Origin of the sequence: Mycobacterium sp. E3247 (assembly GCF_001667785.1) — a bacterium.
In the GTDB taxonomy this organism is placed as follows: domain Bacteria; phylum Actinomycetota; class Actinomycetes; order Mycobacteriales; family Mycobacteriaceae; genus Mycobacterium.
In genome coordinates this window covers 1-23,646 of record NZ_LZJG01000250.1, presented here as the reverse complement: position 1 = coordinate 23,646, position 23,646 = coordinate 1, and the positions used below count along the sequence as shown (strand labels likewise).

Genomic DNA, 23,646 nt, shown 5'->3' with positions numbered 1-23,646 from the left:
CGGCTGGCCGCCGACGGCGGGTAGCGCCTACCTGATCCAGCCGCGTCGGCGGCCCCACAGGTCGCGGACCAGAGCGGCGAGCACCAGCGCGGCGAACCCGATGAGGAACCAGTTCTCGACGTGGCCGACGTGGTTGCCGCGCAGCATCGCCAGCAGGAATCCGAAGATCACCAGACCGGTGATGTGCCAGGTGCGGTGATTGATCCTGCTCCAACCCCACGCCGCCGACGGCACCTCGACGGTGTCGACGCCGGTGAACTGTTCCACCTCGGTACTGGCCACGGTGAATCCCTTTCGTGATCGGCTGGTAGGAGAGATTCTGGCACACCCGCCGCGGGACCGAGCGGGCACAATGAGTGAGTGACTAACGCGACATCCGACGGCCGCCTGCGGGTGCTGGTGCTGGGCAGCACCGGTTCCATCGGCACCCAGGCGCTGGAGGTGATAGCGGCCCACCCGGACCGTTTCGAGGTGGTCGGCCTGGCCGCGGGGGGTGCGAACCTGGACACGCTGCTACACCAGCGCGCCGACACCGGGGTCACCAACATCGCCGTCGCCGACGAACGCGCGGCGCAGATCGCCGACGTCCCGTACCGCGGTACCGACGCGGTGACCCGCCTGGTTGAGGACACCGAGGCCGACGTCGTGCTCAACGCGCTGGTGGGCGCGCTGGGCCTGCGCCCGACGCTGGCCGCGCTGGAATCGGGCGCCCGGCTGGCGCTGGCCAACAAGGAGTCGCTGGTCGCCGGTGGTCCGCTGGTGTTGCGCGCGGCGCGCCCGGGCCAGATCGTGCCCGTCGACTCCGAACACTCCGCGCTGGCCCAGTGCCTGCGCGGCGGTGCCCCCGAGGAAGTGGCCAAGCTGGTGCTGACCGCCTCCGGCGGCCCGTTTCGCCGCTGGACCGCCGCGCAGCTCGAGAGTGTCACCCCGGAGCAGGCCGGCGCCCACCCGACCTGGTCGATGGGGCCGATGAACACGCTGAACTCGGCCTCGCTGGTCAACAAGGGGCTCGAACTGATCGAAACGCACCTGCTGTTCGGCATCGCGTATGACCGCATCGAGGTCGTCGTGCACCCGCAGTCGATTGTTCACTCGATGGTCACGTTCGTGGACGGCTCGACCATCGCCCAGGCCAGCCCGCCGGACATGAAGCTGCCCATCTCGCTGGCCCTGGGTTGGCCGAACCGAGTTCCCGGGGTGGCCGCGTCCTGCGACTTCAGCACCGCGTCCAGCTGGGAATTCGAACCGCTGGACAGTGAGGTTTTCCCCGCCGTCGAGCTGGCCCGGTATGCCGGCCAGACCGGCGGCTGTATGACCGCCGTGTACAACGCGGCCAACGAAGAAGCGGCCGCGGCGTTCCTTGAGGGCCGGGTGGGATTCCCCGTCATCGTGAAAACCATCGCCGAGGTGCTGCACGCCGCAGACCAATGGGCGCTTTCACCCGCTAACGTGGATGAGGTACTGGACGCGCAGCGCTGGGCTAGGGAGAAGGCCAGACGCCGAATCGATCGAGTCGCGCACGCACGGCCCACCGAGGCTTCCGTCAACGCCTCCGGAATGGTGTGAGAAAGGTCCCGCAGCGGAGATGATGTTCGTTATCGGCATTGTGCTGTTCGCCCTCGCCATCCTGGTGTCGGTGGCCCTGCACGAGTGCGGTCACATGTGGGTCGCCCGTGCCACCGGCATGAAGGTGCGCCGCTATTTCGTCGGGTTCGGGCCCACGCTGTGGTCGACGCGCCGCGGCGAGACCGAGTACGGCCTCAAGGCCGTGCCGCTGGGCGGCTTCTGCGACATCGCCGGGATGACCTCGGTCGAGGAGCTGGCTCCCGACGAAACCGACCGGGCGATGTACAAGCAGGACGTATGGAAGCGCGTCGCGGTGCTGTTCGCCGGTCCGGCCATGAACTTCGTCATCTGCCTGGTGCTGATCTATGGGATCGCATTGGTCTGGGGCCTGCCCAACCTGCACCCGCCGACCAAGGCTGTGATTGGCGAAACCGCTTGTGTCGCACCGGAAGTCGCCCCGGGGAAGATCGCGGACTGCGCCGGTCCCGGTCCCGCGGCGCTGGCCGGAATCCGCGCCGGCGACGTCGTGGTCAAGGTCGGCGACACCCCCGTGTCCACGTTCGAGGACATGGCCGCCGCGGTCCGCAAGCTGCACGGCACCGTTCCGATCGTCGTCGAGCGTGGGGGCAAGACGATCACCACCTACGTCGACGTCACGCCCACCCAGCGTTTCCTGACCAACGGGCAGGGCGGTCAGGCGGCGCCCTCGACCGTCGGCGCCATCGGCGTCGCCGCCGTCAAGCTGGCGCCCGCGCACTACGGCGTGCTCTCCGCGGTGCCGGCCACGTTCGCGTTCACCGCCGACCTCACCCGCGAGGTGGGCAAGGCGCTGGTCACCATCCCGACCAAGGTGGGCGCGCTGGTGCACGCCATCGGCGGTGGGCAGCGCGATCCGCAGACCCCGATGAGCGTGGTCGGCGCCAGCATCATCGGCGGCGACACCGTCGACCACGGGCTGTGGGTCGCGTTCTGGTTCTTCCTGGCCCAGCTGAACCTCATCCTGGGCGCGATCAACCTGGTCCCGCTGCTGCCCTTCGACGGCGGCCACATCGCCATCGCGGTGTTCGAGAAGATCCGCAACCTGATCCGGTCGGCGCGCGGCATGGTCGCGGCCGCGCCGGTGAATTACCTCAAGCTGATGCCCGCCACCTACGTCGTGCTGGTGTTCGTGGTCGGTTACATGCTGCTGACCGTGACCGCTGATCTGGTCAATCCGATCAGGCTCTTCCAGTAAGTGAGAGAAGGCAGAAAGTGACCATTGGCCTGGGCATGCCTGACGCACCGGCGCCCACGCTCGCCCCCCGGCGCAAGACGCGCCAACTCATGGTCCGCGACGTCGGGGTGGGCAGCGACTATCCGATTTCCGTGCAGTCGATGTGCACCACCAAAACCCACGACGTCAACGCGACGCTGCAGCAGATCGCGGAGCTGACCGCCGCCGGCTGCGACATCGTGCGGGTGGCCTGCCCGCGCCAGGAGGACGCCGACGCGCTGGCCGCGATCGCCAAGAAGAGCCAGATCCCGGTGATCGCCGACATCCACTTCCAGCCGAAGTACATCTTCGCCGCCATCGACGCGGGGTGTGCGGCGGTGCGGGTGAACCCCGGCAACATCAAGGAATTCGACGGCCGGGTCGGCGAGGTCGCCAAGGCCGCCGCGGCGGCCGGCATCCCTATCCGCATCGGCGTCAACGCGGGCTCGCTGGACAAGCGCTTCATGGAGAAGTACGGCAAGGCCACCCCCGAGGCGCTGGTGGAGTCCGCGCTGTGGGAGGCCTCGCTGTTCGAGGAGCACGGCTTCGGCGACATCAAGATCAGCGTCAAGCACAACGACCCCGTCGTGATGGTCGCCGCCTACGAGCAGCTGGCCGCCCAGTGCGACTACCCGCTGCACCTCGGCGTCACCGAGGCCGGCCCGGCCTTCCAGGGCACCATCAAATCCGCTGTCGCGTTCGGCGCCCTGCTGTCGCGCGGCATCGGCGACACCATCCGGGTGTCGCTGTCCGCGCCGCCGGTCGAAGAGGTCAAGGTCGGCATCCAGATCCTCGAGTCGCTGAACCTGCGTCCGCGCGGGTTGGAGATCGTGTCCTGCCCGTCGTGCGGTCGCGCGCAGGTCGACGTCTACACCCTGGCCAACGAGGTCACCGCCGGCCTGGACGGGCTCGACGTGCCGCTGCGGGTCGCGGTGATGGGGTGCGTGGTCAACGGCCCCGGCGAGGCCCGCGAGGCCGACCTGGGCGTCGCGTCGGGAAATGGCAAGGGGCAGATCTTCGTTCGCGGCGAAGTGATCAAGACGGTGCCGGAATCCCAGATCGTCGAGACGCTGATCGAGGAGGCCCAGCGATTGGCGGCCGCAATGGCCACCGAGACGGGCGCCGATCACGGTCCTGACACAACATCCAGCGGTTCGCCGATCGTGACCGTAAGCTGATGGGGGCCGGATTCCTCGTGCCGGTCCTTTAGTTCGCAGCACAGAGAGTTCCGCCAGATGTCGGCTCCGCCCCTGTTCCGCCTTGTCGGTGAGCGACGGGTGTCCGTGGTGCGCGACGCCGCCGCCGTCTGGCGGGTGTTCGACGAGGATCCGGTCGGGTCGTGCATGGTCGCGTCCCGGGTGGCCGACCACGGCATCGACCCGAACTCCATCGGCGGCGAGCTGTGGACCCTGCGTGGCGCGGAGGAATCACTGTGCTTCGCCGGCGCCAACCTGATCCCGCTTCGCGGCACACCCGCGGACATGGACGCCTTCGCCGACGAGGCGATGAGCGGAACGCGCCGCTGTTCCTCGCTGGTCGGCAGGGCGGACCTGGTGATGCGCATGTGGGAGCGGCTCGAGTCGGCGTGGGGCCCGGCCCGCGACGTGCGCGACAGCCAGCCGCTGCTGGCGCTGTCCAGGCATCCCGACTGCGACATCGACCCCGGCGTGCGCCAGGTCCGGCCGGACGAGCTGGACGCCTATCTGGTGGCCGCGGTGGACATGTTCATCGGCGAGGTGGGCGTCGACCCCCGCATCGGTGACGGCGGTCGCGGGTACCGGCGGCGGGTGGCGAGCCTGATCGCGGCCGGCCGCGCCTGGGCCCGCTTCGAGCACGGCCAGGTCGTCTTCAAGGCCGAGGTGGGTTCGCAGTCGCCGGGCGTCGGCCAGATCCAAGGGGTCTGGGTGCACCCGGAGTGGCGGGGCCTGGGCCTGGGTACCGCAGGCACCGCGACGGTGGCCGCCGTGGTCGTCGGCAGCGGGCGTACCGCCAGCCTGTACGTGAACAGCTTCAACACGGTCGCGCGCGCGGCCTACGCTCGTGTCGGCTTCGCCGAGGTGGGCACCTTCGCGACGGTCTTGCTGGACTAACGCGCAAGCCATCGGGCTCAGGGATCGACCCCGCGCACCGAGATCGACGCCAGCGCGAGAAATGCCGAGTAGACGTCACGCTGACGTCGATCTCGACGCAAAGCAGAAGCTCGACCGCCGGGATTAGCCGCGTGTCCGCGTTACGTCACGATCGCGTCTCGGTGTGTCGACACCGAGCCAACAGCCGGCCTTCATAACATCTGTACCAATGGTCACAAAAACCCCACTGGTCATCGCGACGGCCGGATTGCTCCTCGCGGCCGCCGCCCTGTCCGGGTGCACGCCGCGGCCCGACGGCCCGGGGCCGGCGGCCGAGAAGTTCTTCAGTGCTCTGGCCATCGGCGACACCGCCACGGCCGCGCAACTCAGCGACAACCCCAACGAGGCCCGCGAGGCGCTCAACGCGGCGTGGGCGGGCCTGCAGGCCAGTCATCTCGACACGCAGATCCTCAACGCCAAGTACGCCGAGGACACCGGAACGATCGGCTACCGCTTCACCTGGCGCCTGCCCAAGAACCGCACCTGGACCTACGACGGCCAGCTGAAGATGGCGCGCGACGAGGGGCGCTGGGAGGTCCGTTGGACCACCACCGACCTGCATCCCAAACTGGGCGAGCACCAGACATTCGCGCTGCGGGCCGACGCCCCGCGGCGCGCTTCGGTCAACGAGCTCGGGGGCAGCGACGTGCTGGTGCCCGGCTACCTGTACCACTACACGTTGGACGCCACCCAGGCCGGATCCGGGGCCGCCCTGATCGGGACGGCGCACGCGATCGTCGACGTCCTGCGTCCCTTCAACGGCGCGCTGAACGACCCGCAGTTGCTCGCCGAGCAGGCCAGCTCCGCGACGCAACAGGTGGACCTGGTGACGCTGCACCCAGACGACAACGACAAGGTCTTCCCGGCGATCGGCCGGCTGCCCGGTGTCGTGGTCACGCCCCAGCCCGAGATGTTGCCCACCGACCCGCATTTCGCGTCGGCCGTCATGTCCGAGGTGAAGAAGGCCGTGGTCGACCAGCTCGACGGCGAGGCGGGCTGGCGGGTGGTTAGCGTCAACCAGAACGGTGTCGAGGTCGAAGTCCTGCACGAGGTGCCGGGATCGCCGGCGCCGTCGATCTCGATCACGCTCGACCGGGTGGTGCAGAACGCCGCCCAGCGCGCGGTGGACACCCGCGGCGGCAAGGCGATGATGGTCGTGATCAAGCCGTCGACGGGGGAGATCCTGGCGATCGCCCAGAACGGGGGCGCCGACGCCGACGGCCTGGTGGCCACCACCGGCCTGTTCCCGCCAGGGTCGACGTTCAAGATGGTGACCGCGGGCGCGGCCGTCGACCGCGACATGGCCACCCCCAACACGATGCTGGGCTGCCCGGGCCATCTGGACATCGGGCACCGCACCATCCCCAACTACGGGGGTTTTGACCTCGGCGTGGTGCCGATGTCGCGGGCGTTCGCCAGTTCCTGCAACACCACTTTCGCCGAGCTGAGCAGCCGGATGCCGCCCCGGGGCCTGACGCAGGCCGCCAGCCGGTACGGGATCGGGCTGGACTATCAGGTGGACGGCATCACCACGGTGACCGGGTCGGTGCCGCCGACGGTGGACCTCGCCGAGCGCACCGAGGACGGCTTCGGCCAGGGCAAGGTGCTGGCCAGCCCGTTCGGCATGGCCCTGGTGGCGGCGACCGTTGCCGCCGGCAAGACCCCGACGCCGCAGCTCATCGCGGGCCGGCCCACCGCGGTTCAGGGCGACACCACGCCGATCAGCCCCAAGATGGTCGACGCGCTGCGGCCCATGATGCGGCTGGTGGTGACCAATGGGACCGCCAAGGAGATCGCCGGCTGCGGCGCGGTCTACGGGAAGACGGGTGAGGCCGAGTTCCCGGGCGGATCGCATTCCTGGTTCGCCGGATACCGCGGGGACCTGGCGTTCGCGTCGCTGATCGTCGGGGGCGGCAGCTCGGAATACGCGGTTCGGATGACCAAGGTGATGTTCGAGTCGCTGCCGCCGGACTTCCTGGCCTGACGCCGCTCGCAAGCGCGGCGTTTGCGCCGGGCGCAGCGGGGCGGCGCCATCGAGCCTGACGCCGCTCGCAAGCGCGGCGTTTGCGCCGGGCGCAGCGGGGCGGCGCCATCTGGCCTGACGCCGCTCGCAAGCGCGGCGTCTGCGCCGGGCGCAGCGGGGCGGCGCCATCTGGCCTGACGCGGTCCCCGGGGCCGCTTCGGCGGTAAATTGCGAGCATGACGGATACCGGCGGCGACATGGTCGCGTTGCGGGTCTCGGACGCCGACCGCAACGGCACGATGCGGCGGCTGCACAACGCCGTCGCGCTGGGCCTGATCGATATCGACGAGTTCGAGCAGCGCTCGTCGCAGGTGTCCTACGCGCGCACCCGGGGAGAGCTCGACGGGCTGGTCGGCGACCTGCCCGGTCCCGGCGCCATCGTCACGTCCGCGGCCGACCGGGTCGAGTTGCGCGGCTGGGCCGGCTCACTCAAACGGCACGGGGAGTGGACGGTGCCGACCCGCCTGGCGCTGGTCCGGCGGCTGGGATCGATCGAACTCGACCTCACCAGGGCCCGGTTTGCGGGCCCGGTGGTGGTCATCGAACTCGACATGCGGTTCGGCTCGGTGGAGATCCGGCTGCCCGATGGCGCCAGCGCGTCGATCGACGACGTCCAGGTCTACGTGGGCAGCGCCCGCGACCGCCGCAAGGACGCGCCGGGCGAAGGGCGACCGCACGTCGTGCTGACGGGGCGGGTGGTGTGCGGCTCGGTGACCATCCGGGGACCGCGTCGCTCGTTGCTGCGCGGCCGCTTCGGCCGAGCCGGCGTCGCGCGGCGTGATTAAGCTGGTCGGCATGCCCGCCCGCACCGCGCTTTCCCCCGGAGAGTTGTCCCCGACTCTGCCGGTGCCCAGCCGCATCCCCCGTCCGGAATACGCCTGGAAGGCAGGCGTGCGCGAGGGCAGCGAGCCGTGGGTGCAGACCCCCGAGGTGATCGAGAAGATGCGGGTCGCCGGCCGGATCGCGGCCGGCGCGCTGCAGGAGGCCGGCAAAGCGGTGGCGCCCGGGGTGACGACCGACGAACTGGACCGGATCGCCCACGAGTACATGATCGACCACGGCGCCTACCCGTCCACCCTGGGCTACAAGGGCTTTCCGAAGTCGTGCTGCACGTCGCTCAACGAGGTGATCTGCCACGGGATCCCCGACTCGACGGTGATCGAGGACGGCGACATCGTCAACATCGACGTGACCGCCTACATCGACGGGGTGCACGGCGACACCAACGCGACCTTCCTCGCCGGCGACGTCGCCGAGGAACACCGGCTGCTGGTCGAGCGGACCCGGGAGGCGACGATGCGCGCGATCAACGCCGTCAAGCCGGGGCGGGCGCTGTCGGTCGTCGGCCGCGTCATCGAGGCCTACGCGAATCGGTTCGGCTACAACGTCGTTCGCGACTTCACCGGTCACGGCATCGGGACCACCTTCCACAACGGCCTGGTCGTGCTGCACTACGACCAGCCCTCGGTCACGACGGTCATGCAGCCGGGCATGACGTTCACCATCGAACCGATGATCAACCTCGGCGGCCTGGACTACGAGATCTGGGACGACGGCTGGACGGTGGTCACCAAGGACCGCAAGTGGACGGCGCAGTTCGAGCACACCCTGCTGGTGACCGACACCGGCGTCGAAATCCTCACCTCGATATAAGCGGCCGTGGACCCTTGAGCGGGGCGCTGCTGGTCGCCGGCACCAGCTCCGACGCCGGGAAATCGGTGGTGGTCGCGGGCTTGTGCCGGCTGTTGGCCCGCCGCGGCGTTCGGGTGGCGCCGTTCAAGGCGCAGAACATGTCCAACAATTCCGTGGTCACCGTCGAGGGCGGCGAGATCGGCCGGGCCCAGGCGCTGCAGGCGCGGGCGGCGGGGCTGGAGCCCAGCGTTCGGTTCAACCCGATCCTGGTCAAACCGGGCAGCGACCGGACGTCGCAGCTGGTGATCCGGGGAAGGGTCGCGGATTCGGTTACCGCGGCAAGCTATGTGAAGCATCGCGACCGCCTCGCGCGGATCGTCGCAGACGAATTGTCCAGCCTGCGCGAAGAATTCGACGCGGTCATCTGTGAGGGCGCCGGCTCGCCGGCCGAAATCAACCTGCGGGCAACTGATTTGGCCAACATGGGCCTGGCCAGGGCGGCGAACCTGCCGGTGATCCTGGTCGGTGACATCGACCGCGGCGGGCTGCTCGCGCACCTGTTCGGGACGGTCGCGGTCCTCGAGCCCGGCGACCAGGAGCTGATCGCGGGCTTCGTCGTCAATAAATTCCGCGGGGATCCCGCGCTGCTGGAGCCCGGGCTGCGCCAGCTGCAGGAAATAACCGGCCGCCCGACCTACGGGGTGCTGCCCTACGCCGACGAGCTCTGGCTGGACGCCGAGGACTCGCTGTCGGTGGTGGCGCACCGCGTCGTCGGCACCCCGGCGCCGCCGCACGGACGCGAGTGGCTGCGGGTGGCCGCGATCCGGCTGCCGCGGATCTCCAACTCGACCGACGTCGAGGCGCTGGCCTGCGAACCCGGCGTCCTGGTGCGCTGGAGCACCGACCCGGCCGACCTGGCCGACACCGACCTGATCGTGATCCCCGGGAGCAAGTCCACCGTCGCCGACCTAGCCTGGCTGCGCGACCGCGGCCTCGCCGACGCGATCACCAGGCACGCCGCAACCGGCAAGCCGGTGCTGGGCATCTGCGGGGGCTTCCAAATGCTGTGCCGGCGTATCGACGACACCGTGGAATCGCGGGCGGGCGAGGTCGCCGGGCTGGGGCTGTTGGACGCCGACATCGCCTTCGGCGAGGCCAAGATTCTGCGCCGGTGGCCGCCGCCGCTCGCCGGCTACGAGATCCATCATGGCCGGGTGACGCGGTCCGCCGAACAGAGCTGGTTCGGCGCGGACGGCGGGCGCGACGGCGAGCCGTGCGGCTTCGTGCGGGGGGCGGTCTTCGGGACCCACTGGCACGGCCTGCTCGACAACGACGACTTCCGCCGCGGGTGGCTCACCCGCGTCGCGGCCGCGGCCGGCCGCGACGGGTTCGTCGTCGCCCACACCGACGTCGCCGCGCGACGCGACGCCCAGGTGGACACCGTCTCCGATTTGCTGGCCGCCCATCTCGATATCGACGCGGTTCTCGGCCTGCTCGACGGTCCGCCGCCGCGCCGACCGCATATCGCAACTCAATTGCGGCCGTAGGGCATTCACGGGTATGTGCGGGCACGGGAACCGAATTTGCGGCGACGCAGAACCCGTTGGGCGCGCATGGAATTCGACAAATCCTCGCGCGCGCAGGCCGATCGGTTGTAGCGTGCGTAGATGCCCTCCATGATGACCACGCTCGACGGGTTCCCCGTCCCGGTCGCGGTGGCTGGTCCCGAGCAGGGCGTCGTGGTGGTCATCCTGGGGGACGAGGAACGCGCACCCGCCGCGTACGACGCGGTATGCGAGCGTCTGCACACGGCATCGCTTCGCACGGTCGTCATCGGTCTCGACCCGCGGCTGACCCCGAAGTCGGTGGTCGGCATTCTCGACGCGCTGGGGATCGGGTGGGCCGTGGTGGTGGGCGACCGCGCCGGCGGCGACCTGGCCTGGGAGTTGGCGGCGACGAAGCTGGGCCGGTTCGTCGGCCTGGTGGTGATCGACCGCGGGCACCCGCGGGCGGCCGATCGCGACGGGGTCGTGCGCGACGATCACTGCCCGCCCGTGGAGATCGGCACCACGGTGCTGTTCAGCTCCCCGGCCGCGCGGGCGGTGGCGCGCGCCAGCCAGCAGTACGTCTACGCCGAATACCGCGTGGTGCATCTGGGCAGGCGCACGGTGCAGGAGTCGACCGCACAGTTGGCCGCCGAGATCGTGCTGCGCACCAGCACCTGGTGATCCCCGGCATGGTGCACGGAACCCCCACTGGCGCAAGCGGATTACCGGTGCTCGCGTGCGTCGTCCGCCGCGATCGGCGGTGATGACCCCCGGGCGGTAACGTGTCGGGCGGGGCGCGGGAATTGACGGCGGTCATCGATCGGCGGTCATCGATCGGAAGGGATGCGCGATGGTGCACGCCTCTCGGCGCCCGGTGGTGGGCCTGACCTCGTACCTGGAGCGGGTGCAGACCGGGATCTGGGACATGCCCGCGGGCTACCTGCCGGCCGATTACTTCCAGGGGATCGTCCTGGCCGGCGGGGCCGCGGTGTTGCTACCACCGCAACCGGCGGAACCGGAGACGGTGGGCGCGGTCCTCGACAGCCTGCACGCGCTGGTGATTACCGGCGGCTACGATCTGGACCCCGCCGCCTATGGCCAGCAACCGCATGCGGCCACCGATGAGCCGCGCGCCGCCCGCGACGCCTGGGAGCTCGCGCTGCTGCGCGGCGCGCTGGATCGGGGCCTGCCGGTGCTGGGCATCTGCCGCGGCGCGCAGGTGCTCAACGTCGCTCTCGGCGGCACCCTGCACCAGCACCTGCCCGACGTGATCGGTCACGACGGGCATCGGGCGGGCCAAGGGGTGTTCACCCGGTTGCCGGTGCGCACCGCCGCGGGCAGCCGGCTGGCGGCGCTGGTGGGCGAGTCCACCGATGCGGCCTGCTACCACCATCAGGCGATCGACGAAGTCGGTGCGGGCCTGGTGGTCAGCGCCTGGGATCCCGACGGCGTGGTGGAGGCGCTGGAGTTGCCCGGCGACGGGTTTGTGCTTGCGGTGCAATGGCATCCGGAACAGTCCCTGGACGACTTGCGCCTCTTCGCCGCCGTGGTGGACGCCGCGCGATCGTACGCGGGCTGACCCGGCGTTAGGCGACCGTGCCGCGGTAGACGGCCATCGGCGTGGCGGCTGCCGCCCAGGCCCGGGGCACCGACAGCGCCCCGACCGACGCCCCGCCGCCGGCGCGCACGGTGGTGGCCGGGCGGCGGCCACCACGCCGGTCGGGCAGCAGGCACCGCAGTGCCGCCGCCTTGTTGAGTGAATTCAGGTTGGCGATCGCGACACCCGACGGCGCCGTTAGCGAGCTGAGCTTGGACAGGGGGCAGGTCGCCGACGCCAGGGAGACGTCGAACGTGGCCAGCGGTGATTCCGACAGCGCCCGCAGGGCGGCGGGGGCGGTGAAGATCAGCTGCCTGCCGGCCGACAGCATCTCCGGCGCGGACTTCAGCGCCCAGGTGCCGTCGCCCGCGCCGTCGGGCGGGGCGGCGAACGGCGTGAGGACCGCGGCTTGCGCCGAAGCCTCGGCGTAGGCGTACATGGCCCGGGCGTCCCGGGCCCACATTCGCTCGTACTCGGCCTCGGTGTCGGCGATCACCGGGCCGGCCAGTCCCAGCGCGTCGGCCAGGGCCAGCGAGCCGCGCAGCGCGCGGTTGGCCGCGATCACCGACGGTGGCACCGTAGCCGCCACAGCCGTTTCGGCGGCCCGCGCCGCCGCCGCGGCCTGGGTGGCCGCCTGCTCGGCCCGTATCGCGGTGGCGTTCAGCCAATCGATGTAGGGCGCCGCGCCGTCGGGAGCGGCCGTCGGGCCCTCCCATCCGGCCAGCAGCTTCGAGGTGACCGCCCGGTAGTCCGCGACCGCGGTGTGCAGCCGGGTGGCCAGGCGGGCCCAGGCCGTCGCGGCTTCCTGCATCGGCTGCGGGCCGGGGCCGTCATGCATTTGCCCGGAGATGATGTCGGGCGGGAGCGTGGTGAAGTTCATGGTTGTCTCTGCCTAACGACGGCGGTATGGGCCCGTTGGGGCCGTTGCGAGCACAGTGGACTCTTCTGTTGGGACGTAGGCCGAAGGGTTACGGCCTCACCGCACCCGCGGCGGTGCAACGACGGCGGCCGCCGCGGGCGACTGATCCCTCAGCAACGGGCGATGCAGAGCCGCGTCAACAGGTCCCGGTCACGGGGAACCGCCCGGGGATCACGGGAGGGTGGGCCGGACAACCGAAATGCCGCGGCCGCGAACGAATCCGGCAACGGCGAGCCGATCGACGGGAGTGACGAGCGCTCCCACGTCGGCGGCCGGTCCCGCGTCATCCACGCGTTCTTGATGGTCTTGTGATGTGCCGGCGTGGAGCCGGACGAAAAGCGCGGCGCGACAGGGTTGACGCGGTCCGCCCGCGCCGGCGCCGTGTTCGCGCCGGCCTGCACGGTCTGCTGGTGCTGCGCCGCCGCCTGCGGAAGCCCCACACCGGCCACCGCGGTCCCACACGACGCCCAGCCCGCGGTGACCGCGCCGAACAGTCCGAGCGCCACAACGATCGCGATGGCTGACCGCCAACGCGAAACCCGACGGGTGCCTCCGACTGTCACAGTGGCCCGAACCTACAACGCGAGGCTTGGACGGCAAGGCAAGCCGCCTGTGAAAACGATCAAAGTCCGGTGTGTGTCAACGGTCACCGCTTTGCCGGTCGCGCTACGCGGCAGGGGATTTGAAGGCAATGAGCGGGATGGCCATTTCGACGGGTGTCGCCGCGCCGTGAAAGCCGATGAGCCGGGCCGTTTCCGGCGGTTCGTGCCCGGTGGCCAGGATGGCGGCATCGCCGGTGCAGACGGCGACGACGTCGCCGATCCGCGCCAGATGTACCGGGCTGACCGGCCCGAACATTCCGGTGGCCACGGCCTGCTCGCGGCTGTAGACGTGCGCCCTGCCCTCGAGTACCTCACTCCAGGCGGCCTGAACGTCAGCCGCGGCGCCCGGCTCGGTGTGCAGGTAGCGCACCCGCGGTTCGCCCGCGACCACGCGGACTCCCGCGGCCAGCCGCGCGTCGGCGGCAAGGTCGACCCGGGCGTCCGGCGGCACGTTGAAACCGCCGTGGTCGGCCGTCACCAGCAGCGCCGCCCTCGGGGGCAGCGTCTCGACCAGCCGGGTCAGCAGCGCGTCCACCTTGGCCGCCGCCTCGTGCCACTGGCCGGAGCCGACGCCGAACGCGTGCGCCGCGGTGTCCAGGGCGGCGGTGTACCCGTAGACCAGACCCGGCGCCGCGTGCAGCTCGTCTGCCACTGTCTGCGCGTTGTCGTCCGTTGGCTGGACCGGGCGGAATTCGGCGCCGCGATACGCCGCGTCGGTCAGCCCGCTGCCCAGGAACGCGGCCGGCAACACGGCGCGCGCCCTCACACCGGCCTGGTTCAGCCGCCCGAACCAGGTCGGCAGCGGCTGCCACTGGGTGTGTGGCGGATCGTCGCGCCACAGGATGTGATTGAGCACCCGGTCGGTGCCGGGAACGTTGAGCGTGAAGCCCAGGATCCCGTGTTCGCCGGGCTGCGCCCCGGTGCCCAGGGAAACCAGGCTCGTCGGCGTGGTCGACGGGAACGTGCAGGCGAGCTCCGTGAGGCGCCCCGTTTGCCCGGCGAGCACCGCGGCGAGCAACGGGGCGCTGCCGGCGAGGTCGCCGAGCAGGTGCCAGCCCATCCCGTCCACCAGCACGACCGCGACGCGATCGAGCTCAGCGGTTCCGCCGAGCCAGTCGGCCAGGCCCAGCCGGTCGACGGCGCCCGGCGCGCCGAGCAGTGCGGCGACGGCGGGCAGCACGTCGCGCAGGGAACCGGGCATCGGGCCAGTCTGGCACGAAATTAGACATGCGCCAGTCGGCGGCTCGTCAGGCGCAGCTGGCGATCGGTCCCGTCGGCCAGTGCGCCGACCTGCCGCGGCGACAGCCGGCCGCACAGCCGGCTCCAGTGCAGGGCGATCTCGTCGCCGGCGGCCACGTCGGGGACCGCGCTATACCCATCGGTCCAGACGTCGAACACGCCGCAGGACGGTTCGGACAGCGCCAGCGCCTCGCCGTCGAAGGCCAGCGTGCGGCGCAGCACCTCGATCCGGTCATGGTCGCGTGAGACCACCGTCCCCCAGGTGATGCGGCAGTTGTCGAGCACCTGCAGGGGGTGCTGGTCCATGCCGCGACCCAGGAACCGCGTCCACGGGTACACGCCGAACACGTGGAAGCAGTGGTTGGCGGCGGCCTCGCGGGCCAGGTCCGGCGTCAGATGTGACCAGTAGCGGCCCGCCTGCGGGCCGATGATTCCCAGCAACGCCTCGAAGAAGTCCCGCGGGTCCAGGTCGGCGCCCACGCCGCCGCCCAGCCAGTACGCCTCGACGAGGCGATGATCCAGCGGGTCGGCGATGCCGGTCAGCGCCGACAGCACCCGCAGGTACGGCCACGCCCCGGAGAACCGCGTCGCGGCCGCACGCACCTCGTCGGCCGAGCCGTCGCGCAGGGTGGCGCCCAGCGGGGGACCACAGTAACCCAGCGCGTTGGGCGCATAGGCGTAGCGCGCGAACATCTCCACACCGCGCTGCGAGCCGCTGGGGTCACCGGTCAAGCGCGCCCCACCAGCTTGACGGCGTCACGGTGCATGCGCCCGAAGTTGTAGTAGGCGGCGCAGGCGCCCTCGGGGGACACCATGCAGGTGCCGATCGGGGTCTCCGGGGTGCACGCGGTGCCGAAAACCTTGCACTCCCAAGGCTTGAGCACGCCCTTGAGCACCTCGCCGCACTGGCATGCCTTGGGGTCGGCCACACGCACCCCCGGCATCGAGAACCGCAGCTCCGCGTCGAACTCCGCGAAGTCGTCGTGCAGCCGCAGCGCACTCTGGGAGATGAAGCCCAGGCCGCGCCATTCGAAGTGGGGGCGCAGGGCAAACACTTTGCCCATCAACGCCAGGGCGGCCGGATTGCCGCGTTCGGGCACCACCCGCTTGTACTGGTTTTCCACCTCGCAGCGACCCTCGCGGATCTGGGTGAGCAGCATCGCGACCGCGGCCAAAATGTCGAGTGGCTCGAAACCGGCCACTACCAACGGCTTTCGGTACACCTCCGGCACGAACCGATAGGGCCGGTTGCCCACCACCGTCGAGACGTGCCCGGGGCCGATGAACCCCGAGAGCCGCAGGTCCGGAGACTCCAGGATGGCTTTGATCGGCGGCACGATCATCACGTGGTTGCAGAACACGCTGAAGTTGGTCAGCCCCTGCTCGCGCGCCCGGACCAGTGTCACCGCCGTCGACGGCGCGGTGGTCTCGAAACCGATGGCGAAGAACACCACGTGCTTGTCGGGGTTGTCGAGCGCGATCTTCAGCGCGTCCAGCGGGGAGTAGACGAACCGGACGTCGGCCCCGCGCGCCTTGGCGTCCAGCAGGCTGCCTTTCGACCCGGGCACCCGCATCATGTCGCCGAAGCAGGTGAAGATCACGTCGGGCTGGCCCGCCAGCCACATCGCGTCGTCGATGCGGCCCATCGGGATCACGCAGACCGGACACCCGGGGCCGTGCACCAGTTCGACGTTGTCGGGCAGCAGGTGTTCGATGCCGTGCCGGTAGATGGTGTGCGTGTGCCCGCCGCATACCTCCATGAACTTGAACTGCTCCCCGCCGGGGGAGTCGGTGCCGGCCAGGCGCCCGATGGCGCCCAGCAGCCTGCGCGCCGCGGCCGGGTCACGGAACTCGTCAACGAATTTCATTGTGCGCCTTCCTAGATGATGGCCCGATTCCTCCTCGGTCCGTTACCGGACCGCATCGTCGTCGGACTAGATGATGGCCGACGAGTCGAAAGCCTGGATCTCGGTGTCGTAGGCGTCGCCGAGTTTCTTGACGGCGGCCAGGGTGAGCAGCGCCTCGGTCTCGTCGATCTTGGCCATCGCGAACCCGACGTGCACCAGGACCCAGTCGTCCGGCTCGGGCATGTCGTCCTCGAGCAGCCGGACGCTGATGGTGCGCTGCACGCCGCTGACGTCGACCTTCGCCAAATAGTTGGCGGGATCGGTGATCTCGACGATCCGGCCCGGAATCCCAAGACACATATCCGGTATCTCCTTTCAGCAAAGCTCAGCAGATCCGGGGCAGCGGGTCACCGACCAGCATGTCGACGATCCGCGTTCCACCGAATCCCGTTCGCAGCACCACGCTTTCGGCCGGTTCGGTGACGATTTCCCCGACCTCGGCAGCATCGGCACCCAGCGGATGCGACCGCAGCGCGCCAAGCCCGGCCGTCGCCTCCTCGGGCGCGACGACGGCGACGAACTTGCCCTCGTTGGCGACGTAGAGCGGGTCGATGCCGAGCAGCTCGCACGCGCCGTTCACCATGGGCGCCACCGGAAGTCGCTCCTCTTCGAGCAGCACCCCCAGGCCGCAGGCCTGGGCCAGTTCGTTGCAGACCGTGCCCACCCCGCCCCTCGTCGCGTCGCGCATCCAGCGGGTCGACGGCGCGGCCGCCATCAACAGCTCCACCAGCGGGCTGACCGAAGCGGTGTCCGAAGCGATGTCGGCCTCGATGGCCAGGTCGCCCCGCGCCAGCATCACCGCCATGCCGTGATCGCCCATCGATCCCGACAACAGCAGCTTGTCCCCGGGCCGCACCGCCGCCGCGGACAGCGCGCGTCCCGCGGGGATGACGCCGGTCCCGGCGGTGGTGACGAACACCCCGTCGACGGCGCCCTTGGGCACCACCTTGGTGTCGCCGGTGACGATCCGCACGCCGGCTTCGGCGGCCGCCGCCGCCATGTCGGCGACGATCTCCTTCAACTCGGCGATGGGGAAGCCCTCTTCGAGCACGAACGCCGCGGAGATCCACGACGGCACGGCACCGGCCATTGCGAGGTCGTTGCAGGTGCCGTGCACGGCGAGCGAGCCGATGGAACCGCCGGGAAAGCGCCTGGGCTGCACCACGAACGAATCGGTCGACATCGCCACGCGCTCGCCGCCCGGTAGCGGCAGTACCGCGCTGTCACCGAGCGATTCCAGCAGCGGGTTGCGAAACGCCTCCACGAAGACCGCGTCCACCAGCGCCGCCGAGGCCTTGCCCCCGGCCCCGTGCGCCAGCGTCACGTGGTCGTCGAGCAGGCGCGGGCGGCGCCTGCGGAACGATTCGATCCGCTCGATCACCTCACCCTCGGCGAACCGCGGCCCCGACGAAAGGTAATCACCCACCGGCTTGTTCATGCCGCCCCCAGACCCTGCTCGCCGCCCAGCTGTTGGTGCACGCTCAGCCACAGCTGATAGCCCAGCAGCGTCTGCGATTCCTGTATCCGGTGCACGCTTTGCGAGCGAACGACGAAGCAGGCGTCCACATTCGGGTTGTTCGCGAACGCGCCACCGTCATAGCCGGCGAATCCGATGGTGTACAGGCCGCGTTGGCGGGCCTCGGCCAGCGCGGCGAGCAGGTTGGGTGAGCCGCCGCTGGTGGACATGGCGATCGCGATGTCACCGCCGGCGGCGCGGGCGATCAGCTGTCGGGCGAACACCAATTCGAATCCGACGTCGTTGCCCAGGGCGGTCAGGATGGCCTGGTCGGTGGTCAACGGCCACGCGGGCAGGGATTTTTCGGGCTTGCCGACCGGCGGCCGGGCGAACAGCCTCGCCAGGGTGGTGGAATCCGTGCAGCTGCCGCCGTTTCCGAAGGTGAACATGCGTCCGCCCGCCGCGAAGCGGCGCGCCACTTCCGCGGCGGCCTGACCCAGCAGTGCGGCGTTGGCCTGCAGCGTCGAGCGCCGCAGCGCCAGGCTCGCGGCCGCCTTAGCCTGCGCGGACGCGGCCAGGTCGGCCAGCAGCGACCCGGCATCGTCTTCCTGCGCGTCGATGAACGGGTACAGGAAGTTGGTCGGTTCGTCGCGGTGTTCCGGGCTCATCGGGCGCCCTCCTCGTCTTCCAGTCTGCCGATCGCCATGCCCGCGTGCACCAGAATGAGGTCCCCGGCGGCCACCGGGTCGATCAGCGTGGTCACCACGTTCTCGGTGCCGCGCGCGGTGCGGACCGTGGCGTGCCCGTCGGCCGACGCCGTCACCGCCTCTGCCGGGCGTCCCTCGTCGCTGCAGGTGACGCAAACCGACTCGGAGCATTCGGGTTTGAGCAGGCCGGGGTGCTCGAAACACACGTGGGTCAGTTCCCACAGCAGGTGATAGAACAGCACGAAACCTCCCGTCGCGGGTACGCGCGGGTCGGGGTCGTCCAGCCACAGCACGTGATCGGCCGTGCCCGGCGCGGGGCGTGCGCCGCTGCCGATCCAGATCGTGGTGGCGCCCCATGCGGGGGCGCGCCGCATCACCGAGCGGACCTGCGCGTCGTCCGCGCCGGACACCGCGACCACGATGTCACCCGGCCGCACGGACACCCGGACCAGATCCACCAGGTCGGGTCCGGTCAGCGCCACCGCGGGCAGGGCCCGCTTGCCCATGATCACCGGGTGGACGAACTCGACCGCGATGTGCTGCGCATGCGGCTCCCACGACGGCGCGATGGACCACATGGTGGCGCCGGCGGCGAAGCGCTTGGCGAGCGTGAACGCGGTGCCGGCCAGGTCCTCGGCCAATTCGGCGCCCAGGCCGCGATCGATGGCTGTGGTGGTCATGAGTCGGTCCCCCTCGACGCGGTCAGCATGGAGATCGCGGCCTGACCCAGCGCCAGCCCGCCGTCGTTCGGCGGCACCGTTCGGTGGGTCAGCACCTCGAATCCCGCCCGCTGCAACCGCTGACGACATGCGTTCAGCAACAACACGTTCTGGAATACCCCTCCGGTGAGGCCCACCAGCCGGGTGGGCCCGGCGACCTGAGCGACCACCTTGGCGACGGCGTCCGCGACGGCCTCGTGGAACGTCGCGGCCAGCACCGCAGCTGGTGCGCCGGCGTAGAGCGCCGACACCAGCGTCTGCACCATGGGGGCGGGGTCGATCACCCCGTCGGCGCGCACCATGAGCGGCAGCGACGGCCCGGCCTTGCCGGCGGCCGACTCCGCCAGCGCCTCCAGCTCGATGGCGGCCTGGCCTTCGTAGTCGATGCGGTGGCGCACCCCGAGCAGCGAGGCGACCGCGTCGAACAGGCGGCCCATGCTCGAACACGGCACGCAGCCCGTCCCCGTCTCCAATTGGGCACGGGTGACGCGCAATTCATCGCGGGTCGCCGCCGCGACGGGGGCCAGGTCGGCGGTCCAGTCGATGCCGGCCGACCACAGCTGCGACAACGCCATCCGCCACGGGCTGCGGACCGCCGCGTCACCGCCGGGCAGTGGCACCGCCAGCAGGTGGCCGGCCCGGACGAATCGGTGGCTGTCGCCGCCGAGCCGGAGAATCTCACCGCCCCACACGCTCTGGTCGCATCCGTAACCGGTGCCGTCGAAGGAGACCCCGATGACCGGTTCGCCGATGCGTCCGTGCTCGGCCAGCAGCGACACGACGTGCGCGTGATGGTGCTGAACCAGGTCCAGCGGCCGGCCGTCCGCGTGGCGCTCCGCCCAGCTTCGGGTGTGGTACCCCGGATGCAGGTCGGCGGCCAATCGGGCGGGCTCGCCGCGTATTTCGTTGAGCTGGTGCACCGCCCGCTCGAATGCGCGCAGCGTCTCCCAGGTGGACATGTCACCGATGTGCCCCGACAGGTAGGCGCGCGCGCCGTCGGTGAGGCAGAACGTGTTCTTCAACTCCCCGCCGACGGCCAGCACCGGCGGGCCCGCCACGTTCAGGTCTATCGGCAGCGGGGCGTACCCGCGGGACCGGCGGATCGGCAGCTCGGCGTCGCGCCCGCCGTCTTTGATGATGCGCACCACCGAGTCGTCGCACGGGACGTGGATCGGGCGGTCGTGGTCCAGGACCGCGTCGCAGAGCGCCGGAAGCCGTTGTGCGGCATCGTCATCGGTGAAGCAGATCGGCTCGTCGGATCGGTTGGCGCTGGTGAGCACCAGCGCGGCGGGGGGCTCGCCGGCCGCGCCGGGGACGGGCGCCAGCAGCAGGTGATGGATGGGGGCGTACGGCAGCATCAGGCCGAGCAACGGGCTGCCGGGCGCGACGCCGTGGGCGACCGGCGCGCCGTCCTCACCGGGCCGGCGCCGCAGCAGCACGATCGGGCGGGCGGGACTCAGCAGCGCCGCGGCCTCGGTGTCGTCGACGTGGGCGTAGCGGCGCGCCACCTTGAGGTCGCGGACCAGCATGGCGAACGGCTTGGCGCCGCGGGCCTTTCGGGTGCGCAGCGCGTCGACCGCCGCACCGTCGCTGACGCTGCAGGCCAGGTGGTAGCCGCCGACGCCCTTGATGGCGACCACCGCGCCTGCGGCCAGCGCGCGCTGGGTGGCCGCCAGCGCGGCGTCCGCCCCGTCGATCCGCCCGGCCGCCGAGGAGAACCACAGGGACGGCCCGCAGTCGGGGCAGGCGATCGGCTGCGCGTGGAACCGGCGATCCGCCGGGTTGTGGTATTCGGCGGCGCAGCGTTCACACATGTCGAACCCCGACATGGTGGTGGCCGGGCGATCGTAGGGCAGTTCACGGATGATGGTGAACCTCGGCCCGCAGTTGGTGCAGGTGACGAAGGGGTGGCGGTAGCGGCGGTCGCGCGGGTCGAAGAGCTCGGCGACGCAGTCGTCGCACACCGCGATGTCGGGCGGGATCGGTGTCGTGGCGCCGGGGACCGCCCGGCTGTCCACGATCGAGAACCCGCATCCGCAGCCGGCGTCGGCGGAAAGTTCGTCGACGTTGACGTGGCTGATCCGGGCCAGCGGCGGCGCGTCGGCGCGCAGGCGCCGGCCGAATTCGGCCACGCGCGCGGGTTCGCCCTGCACCTCGACGAACACGGCGCCGGAGTCGTTGCCGACGAAGCCGGACAGGCCGAGCTCGGTCGCGATCCGGTGCACGAAGGGCCGGAAGCCAACCCCCTGCACAACACCGGTCACGGTGAAGCGCTGCCGAACCCGGGAAGCGGGGTCATGCCGCAGCAGCAGGGGGGACTGGGTCATGTCAGCCGCCCTTCGAGAAGTCAGTCCCGTCGGCACGGCCCCGCCCCATCAGCTCGAGACCGGCCATCGCCTGCTCGGCGCCCGCGCGGTCGGTCTTTTCGATGGCGAAGCCCATGTGGATGATGATCCAGTCGCCGGGTTTGAATGTCTCTTCCGGCAGCATGCCGACGTTGACCCGCCGCTGCTCGCCGGTGACGTCCACCAACGCGAGCTGCCCTTCGAAGCCGTCCAGCATCCGGATCACTTGACCGGGAATCCCTAAACACATGGCTCAGCGGTCCCTTCGGGGGCGGCGGCCGGGCGCGCGTGCAACGCCGCGACGATCTCCTCGACGGCCCGTGCGGCGCGGGGAACCGCCCTGGCCACGGGCTCGGTGAGGCCGATGCCCTCCTCGACGCTGCCCGCCTCGCATCCGACGACGACGGTGTAGGGCGGGGTGCCGCCCAGTGCCCGCAAGCTGGCGAACACCGCGGCCGGATCCATGCTGTGACCGTCGAAACCCGTTGCAGCCGAATCCGATTCATGGTCGGCCTGGAAGACGTGCAACGCTCCGGGGTTGCCGCGGTTGGGCACCGCGTCGATCAGCACCAGAGTGTCCCATTCGTCGAGCAGGTCGTAGGCCAGGTGCATGCCGCTGATGCCGTAGTCGGTGACGCGAACGCTGGGATCGTCCCGCGGGATCTCCGCGTTGCGGATCACCTCCGATCCGAACCCGTCGTCGCCCAGGAAAATGTTGCCGATGCCCGCTACCAGGATGCGCGCTGTCATCTCCGCCGTCCGAGCAAGTTACATCCGCCTCAGCTTGAGGTAGCGGCGGGCATCGGGGATGGATACCACCCCCAGCGCCAGTCCGATCACGAGCACCAACGCGATGATAGCGAGGAATATCCAGCCGAGGATTTCCATCAGAGAACTCCTTTCACGAGTTTGCGGGGCTGCGGTGAGCTTCCAGGGGCTCGATTTCGTCGGGGGAGAAGTAGAGGTAACGGCCGTACCAGTCGTGCAGGTCGGCGGCGGGGTCGTCGTCGACGACGACCGCGACATGCATGTTGCCCTCGACGTCGGAGTGCACCGAGGTCACGCGGGCGGTCTTGCCGGCGACGAAGATGTCCTGCGCGTCGGCGTTGCGCCGCGGCCGCAGCCGGACCCGGCTGCCGCGCGCCACCCGGGTCCCGTTCACCAGCACCGCATCGATTTCCGGCCGAACGGCGTTGTCGGCCAGCGGATCCCACCAGTCGACGCCCTCGGGGAGCTGCGGGACCAGACCCGAGACCGGATCGCGCAGCACGCCGTGCAGGCGCGCCATCGCCTCGGGGGACATGGCGTCACACGCGTCGATGATTCGCGCCGCTCGCGGATCCGTGGCCCGGGCCTGTGCCTTCTCCTCGTCGGTCATGGTCATCACCCGCAGGGTGAGGATCTCGTCGATCTCCGTGCAGTCATACAGGGCGGTGTCGCTCTGTTCGGCGACCTCGGGGTGGTCGTAGAGGATGATCGGCGAGATCAGCAGCAGGTCCCGGGCACCGGGTGGGCCGGCCAGCACCGGGAAGCAGCGATGCTGGGCGCACCGGGACACCGCGGCGACCGCCGACGGGGGCGGCTCGAGCAGCGAGACGAACTGGCCCTCCTCGAGTTCGGCGATGAGGTGTGTGCCGATCATGGACCGGGCGATCGCGTCGTTCTTGTCTACCGCGGCGTCGCCGACGTTGCTGAGCCGCACCGACACCCGGCACAGGTCGCCGTCCGCCTCGCCGGCGACCGTCAGCACGCCACGTACCTCCCGTCGTTGGCGCACCAGGCGACCGCCCTCGAGGAATTCGATGTCGGTGCCCGCATCCGCCGTCACCGACAGTGTCCACGGCCCGCCGTCCAGCGCGACAGGGCCGAAGGGCCTTTCGCATTCGACCGCCTCGTCCCAGCTGAGCCACGACCCGCCCGCGGTCGTCAGCTGGTCGACGGGCCGGTATTCGCCGGGGGCGACCTCACGCTCGGCCCGGCGGTGCTGCAGCTGCAGGAACCGCACC

Annotated in this window: 24 protein-coding genes; 10 read left to right on the top strand and 14 right to left on the bottom strand. The window is 70.5% G+C overall.

Going from position 1 to position 23,646, the window contains the following annotated elements; genetic code table 11:
• Positions 1-27 precede the first annotated feature (27 nt).
• Positions 28-282 carry a DUF2631 domain-containing protein gene (locus tag A9X04_RS13360; protein ID WP_067921031.1) on the bottom strand — a complete coding sequence of 85 codons (255 nt, stop codon included), beginning with the start codon at positions 280-282 and terminating at the stop codon, positions 28-30.
• Positions 283-360: 78 nt separating this feature from the next.
• Between A9X04_RS13360 and dxr the strand changes: the two genes are divergently transcribed.
• From dxr to A9X04_RS13310, 10 genes are all read left to right on the top strand, one after another.
• The gene (dxr, locus tag A9X04_RS13355; protein ID WP_067921029.1) at positions 361-1,566 is read left to right on the top strand and encodes a 1-deoxy-D-xylulose-5-phosphate reductoisomerase; all 1,206 of its coding nucleotides are present in this window, start codon (positions 361-363) and stop codon (positions 1,564-1,566) included.
• 19 nt (positions 1,567-1,585) lie between these two features.
• Positions 1,586-2,800 carry an RIP metalloprotease gene (locus A9X04_RS13350; RefSeq protein WP_067921028.1) on the top strand — a complete coding sequence of 405 codons (1,215 nt, stop codon included), beginning with the start codon at positions 1,586-1,588 and terminating at the stop codon, positions 2,798-2,800.
• A 17-nt stretch (positions 2,801-2,817) separates the two neighbouring features.
• Complete coding sequence (gene ispG / locus A9X04_RS13345; protein ID WP_067921026.1) at positions 2,818-3,996, top strand: flavodoxin-dependent (E)-4-hydroxy-3-methylbut-2-enyl-diphosphate synthase; 1,179 nt, start codon at positions 2,818-2,820, stop codon at positions 3,994-3,996.
• Positions 3,997-4,053: 57 nt separating this feature from the next.
• On the top strand, positions 4,054-4,908 hold the full coding sequence (locus tag A9X04_RS13340) for a GNAT family N-acetyltransferase (protein WP_067921024.1): 855 nt from the start codon (positions 4,054-4,056) through the stop codon (positions 4,906-4,908).
• 208 nt (positions 4,909-5,116) lie between these two features.
• Positions 5,117-6,931 carry a penicillin-binding transpeptidase domain-containing protein gene (locus A9X04_RS13335; RefSeq protein WP_067921022.1) on the top strand — a complete coding sequence of 605 codons (1,815 nt, stop codon included), beginning with the start codon at positions 5,117-5,119 and terminating at the stop codon, positions 6,929-6,931.
• Between the two features lie 215 nt (positions 6,932-7,146).
• Positions 7,147-7,755 (top strand): DUF1707 domain-containing protein, encoded by a 609-nt coding sequence (locus A9X04_RS13330; RefSeq protein WP_067921020.1) that lies wholly within the window; start codon positions 7,147-7,149, stop codon positions 7,753-7,755.
• 10 nt (positions 7,756-7,765) lie between these two features.
• On the top strand, positions 7,766-8,623 hold the full coding sequence (gene map / locus A9X04_RS13325) for a type I methionyl aminopeptidase (RefSeq protein WP_067921064.1): 858 nt from the start codon (positions 7,766-7,768) through the stop codon (positions 8,621-8,623).
• 14 nt (positions 8,624-8,637) lie between these two features.
• Positions 8,638-10,149, top strand: a complete 1,512-nt coding sequence (locus A9X04_RS13320; protein WP_067921018.1) for a cobyric acid synthase — start codon at positions 8,638-8,640, stop codon at positions 10,147-10,149.
• Positions 10,150-10,269: 120 nt separating this feature from the next.
• Entirely contained in the window at positions 10,270-10,830 is a 561-nt protein-coding gene (locus tag A9X04_RS13315; protein WP_197509161.1) for an alpha/beta hydrolase, read from the top strand.
• Positions 10,831-10,999: 169 nt separating this feature from the next.
• Positions 11,000-11,728, top strand: a complete 729-nt coding sequence (locus tag A9X04_RS13310) for a gamma-glutamyl-gamma-aminobutyrate hydrolase family protein (protein WP_231980720.1) — start codon at positions 11,000-11,002, stop codon at positions 11,726-11,728.
• 7 nt (positions 11,729-11,735) lie between these two features.
• On the opposite strand, the gene A9X04_RS13305 is transcribed toward A9X04_RS13310, so the two are convergent.
• The 13 genes from A9X04_RS13305 to A9X04_RS13245 form a co-directional block, all read right to left on the bottom strand.
• The gene (locus tag A9X04_RS13305; RefSeq protein ID WP_067921014.1) at positions 11,736-12,626 is read right to left on the bottom strand and encodes a PPE family protein; all 891 of its coding nucleotides are present in this window, start codon (positions 12,624-12,626) and stop codon (positions 11,736-11,738) included.
• 149 nt (positions 12,627-12,775) lie between these two features.
• Positions 12,776-13,171 carry a hypothetical protein gene (locus A9X04_RS13300; RefSeq protein ID WP_082974989.1) on the bottom strand — a complete coding sequence of 132 codons (396 nt, stop codon included), beginning with the start codon at positions 13,169-13,171 and terminating at the stop codon, positions 12,776-12,778.
• A 160-nt stretch (positions 13,172-13,331) separates the two neighbouring features.
• Entirely contained in the window at positions 13,332-14,468 is a 1,137-nt protein-coding gene (locus A9X04_RS13295) for an alkaline phosphatase family protein (RefSeq protein WP_067921009.1), read from the bottom strand.
• 20 nt (positions 14,469-14,488) lie between these two features.
• Complete coding sequence (locus A9X04_RS13290; RefSeq protein ID WP_255396489.1) at positions 14,489-15,238, bottom strand: DUF6390 family protein; 750 nt, start codon at positions 15,236-15,238, stop codon at positions 14,489-14,491.
• A complete protein-coding gene (gene hypD / locus A9X04_RS13285; protein WP_067921007.1) occupies positions 15,235-16,374 on the bottom strand; it encodes a hydrogenase formation protein HypD in 1,140 nt (379 codons plus the stop codon). Before hypD ends, A9X04_RS13290 begins: the two co-directional genes overlap by 4 nt.
• Positions 16,375-16,440: 66 nt before the next feature.
• The gene (locus A9X04_RS13280; protein ID WP_067921005.1) at positions 16,441-16,713 is read right to left on the bottom strand and encodes a HypC/HybG/HupF family hydrogenase formation chaperone; all 273 of its coding nucleotides are present in this window, start codon (positions 16,711-16,713) and stop codon (positions 16,441-16,443) included.
• A gap of 25 nt (positions 16,714-16,738) precedes the next feature.
• Positions 16,739-17,851, bottom strand: a complete 1,113-nt coding sequence (hypE, locus tag A9X04_RS13275) for a hydrogenase expression/formation protein HypE (protein ID WP_082973003.1) — start codon at positions 17,849-17,851, stop codon at positions 16,739-16,741.
• Positions 17,848-18,537 carry an SIS domain-containing protein gene (locus tag A9X04_RS13270; RefSeq protein ID WP_067921002.1) on the bottom strand — a complete coding sequence of 230 codons (690 nt, stop codon included), beginning with the start codon at positions 18,535-18,537 and terminating at the stop codon, positions 17,848-17,850. The genes hypE and A9X04_RS13270 overlap by 4 nt, the downstream gene beginning before the upstream one ends.
• On the bottom strand, positions 18,534-19,256 hold the full coding sequence (locus A9X04_RS13265; RefSeq protein ID WP_067921000.1) for a HypC/HybG/HupF family hydrogenase formation chaperone: 723 nt from the start codon (positions 19,254-19,256) through the stop codon (positions 18,534-18,536). Before A9X04_RS13265 ends, A9X04_RS13270 begins: the two co-directional genes overlap by 4 nt.
• Positions 19,253-21,622: a carbamoyltransferase HypF gene (gene hypF, locus A9X04_RS13260; protein WP_067920998.1), complete on the bottom strand. Its 2,370-nt coding sequence runs from the start codon at positions 21,620-21,622 to the stop codon at positions 19,253-19,255. The genes A9X04_RS13265 and hypF overlap by 4 nt, the downstream gene beginning before the upstream one ends.
• A gap of 1 nt (position 21,623) precedes the next feature.
• Complete coding sequence (locus tag A9X04_RS13255) at positions 21,624-21,890, bottom strand: HypC/HybG/HupF family hydrogenase formation chaperone (protein ID WP_067920996.1); 267 nt, start codon at positions 21,888-21,890, stop codon at positions 21,624-21,626.
• Positions 21,881-22,390 carry a hydrogenase maturation protease gene (locus A9X04_RS13250; RefSeq protein ID WP_067920994.1) on the bottom strand — a complete coding sequence of 170 codons (510 nt, stop codon included), beginning with the start codon at positions 22,388-22,390 and terminating at the stop codon, positions 21,881-21,883. Before A9X04_RS13250 ends, A9X04_RS13255 begins: the two co-directional genes overlap by 10 nt.
• Positions 22,391-22,541: 151 nt before the next feature.
• Positions 22,542-23,646: hypothetical protein (locus A9X04_RS13245; protein WP_067920992.1), on the bottom strand; the 1,105-nt coding region annotated here is incomplete at its 5' end.

What these genes read in the sequence shown, in the direction of transcription:
- hypE (WP_082973003.1), bottom strand. Translation starts at nt 17,851, where the DNA reads ATGAACAAGCCGGTGGGTGATTACCTTTCGTCGGGGCCGCGGTTCGCC.
- A9X04_RS13315 (WP_197509161.1), top strand. Translation starts at nt 10,270, where the DNA reads ATGCCCTCCATGATGACCACGCTCGACGGGTTCCCCGTCCCGGTCGCG.
- A9X04_RS13255 (WP_067920996.1), bottom strand. Translation starts at nt 21,890, where the DNA reads ATGTGTTTAGGGATTCCCGGTCAAGTGATCCGGATGCTGGACGGCTTC.
- A9X04_RS13330 (WP_067921020.1), top strand. Translation starts at nt 7,147, where the DNA reads ATGACGGATACCGGCGGCGACATGGTCGCGTTGCGGGTCTCGGACGCC.
- A9X04_RS13250 (WP_067920994.1), bottom strand. Translation starts at nt 22,390, where the DNA reads ATGACAGCGCGCATCCTGGTAGCGGGCATCGGCAACATTTTCCTGGGC.
- A9X04_RS13280 (WP_067921005.1), bottom strand. Translation starts at nt 16,713, where the DNA reads ATGTGTCTTGGGATTCCGGGCCGGATCGTCGAGATCACCGATCCCGCC.
- A9X04_RS13265 (WP_067921000.1), bottom strand. Translation starts at nt 19,256, where the DNA reads ATGACCACCACAGCCATCGATCGCGGCCTGGGCGCCGAATTGGCCGAG.
- A9X04_RS13295 (WP_067921009.1), bottom strand. Translation starts at nt 14,468, where the DNA reads ATGCCCGGTTCCCTGCGCGACGTGCTGCCCGCCGTCGCCGCACTGCTC.
- A9X04_RS13340 (WP_067921024.1), top strand. Translation starts at nt 4,054, where the DNA reads ATGTCGGCTCCGCCCCTGTTCCGCCTTGTCGGTGAGCGACGGGTGTCC.
- A9X04_RS13270 (WP_067921002.1), bottom strand. Translation starts at nt 18,537, where the DNA reads ATGAGCCCGGAACACCGCGACGAACCGACCAACTTCCTGTACCCGTTC.
- A9X04_RS13335 (WP_067921022.1), top strand. Translation starts at nt 5,117, where the DNA reads ATGGTCACAAAAACCCCACTGGTCATCGCGACGGCCGGATTGCTCCTC.
- A9X04_RS13305 (WP_067921014.1), bottom strand. Translation starts at nt 12,626, where the DNA reads ATGAACTTCACCACGCTCCCGCCCGACATCATCTCCGGGCAAATGCAT.
- A9X04_RS13350 (WP_067921028.1), top strand. Translation starts at nt 1,586, where the DNA reads ATGATGTTCGTTATCGGCATTGTGCTGTTCGCCCTCGCCATCCTGGTG.
- A9X04_RS13310 (WP_231980720.1), top strand. Translation starts at nt 11,000, where the DNA reads ATGGTGCACGCCTCTCGGCGCCCGGTGGTGGGCCTGACCTCGTACCTG.
- hypF (WP_067920998.1), bottom strand. Translation starts at nt 21,622, where the DNA reads ATGACCCAGTCCCCCCTGCTGCTGCGGCATGACCCCGCTTCCCGGGTT.
- map (WP_067921064.1), top strand. Translation starts at nt 7,766, where the DNA reads ATGCCCGCCCGCACCGCGCTTTCCCCCGGAGAGTTGTCCCCGACTCTG.
- hypD (WP_067921007.1), bottom strand. Translation starts at nt 16,374, where the DNA reads ATGAAATTCGTTGACGAGTTCCGTGACCCGGCCGCGGCGCGCAGGCTG.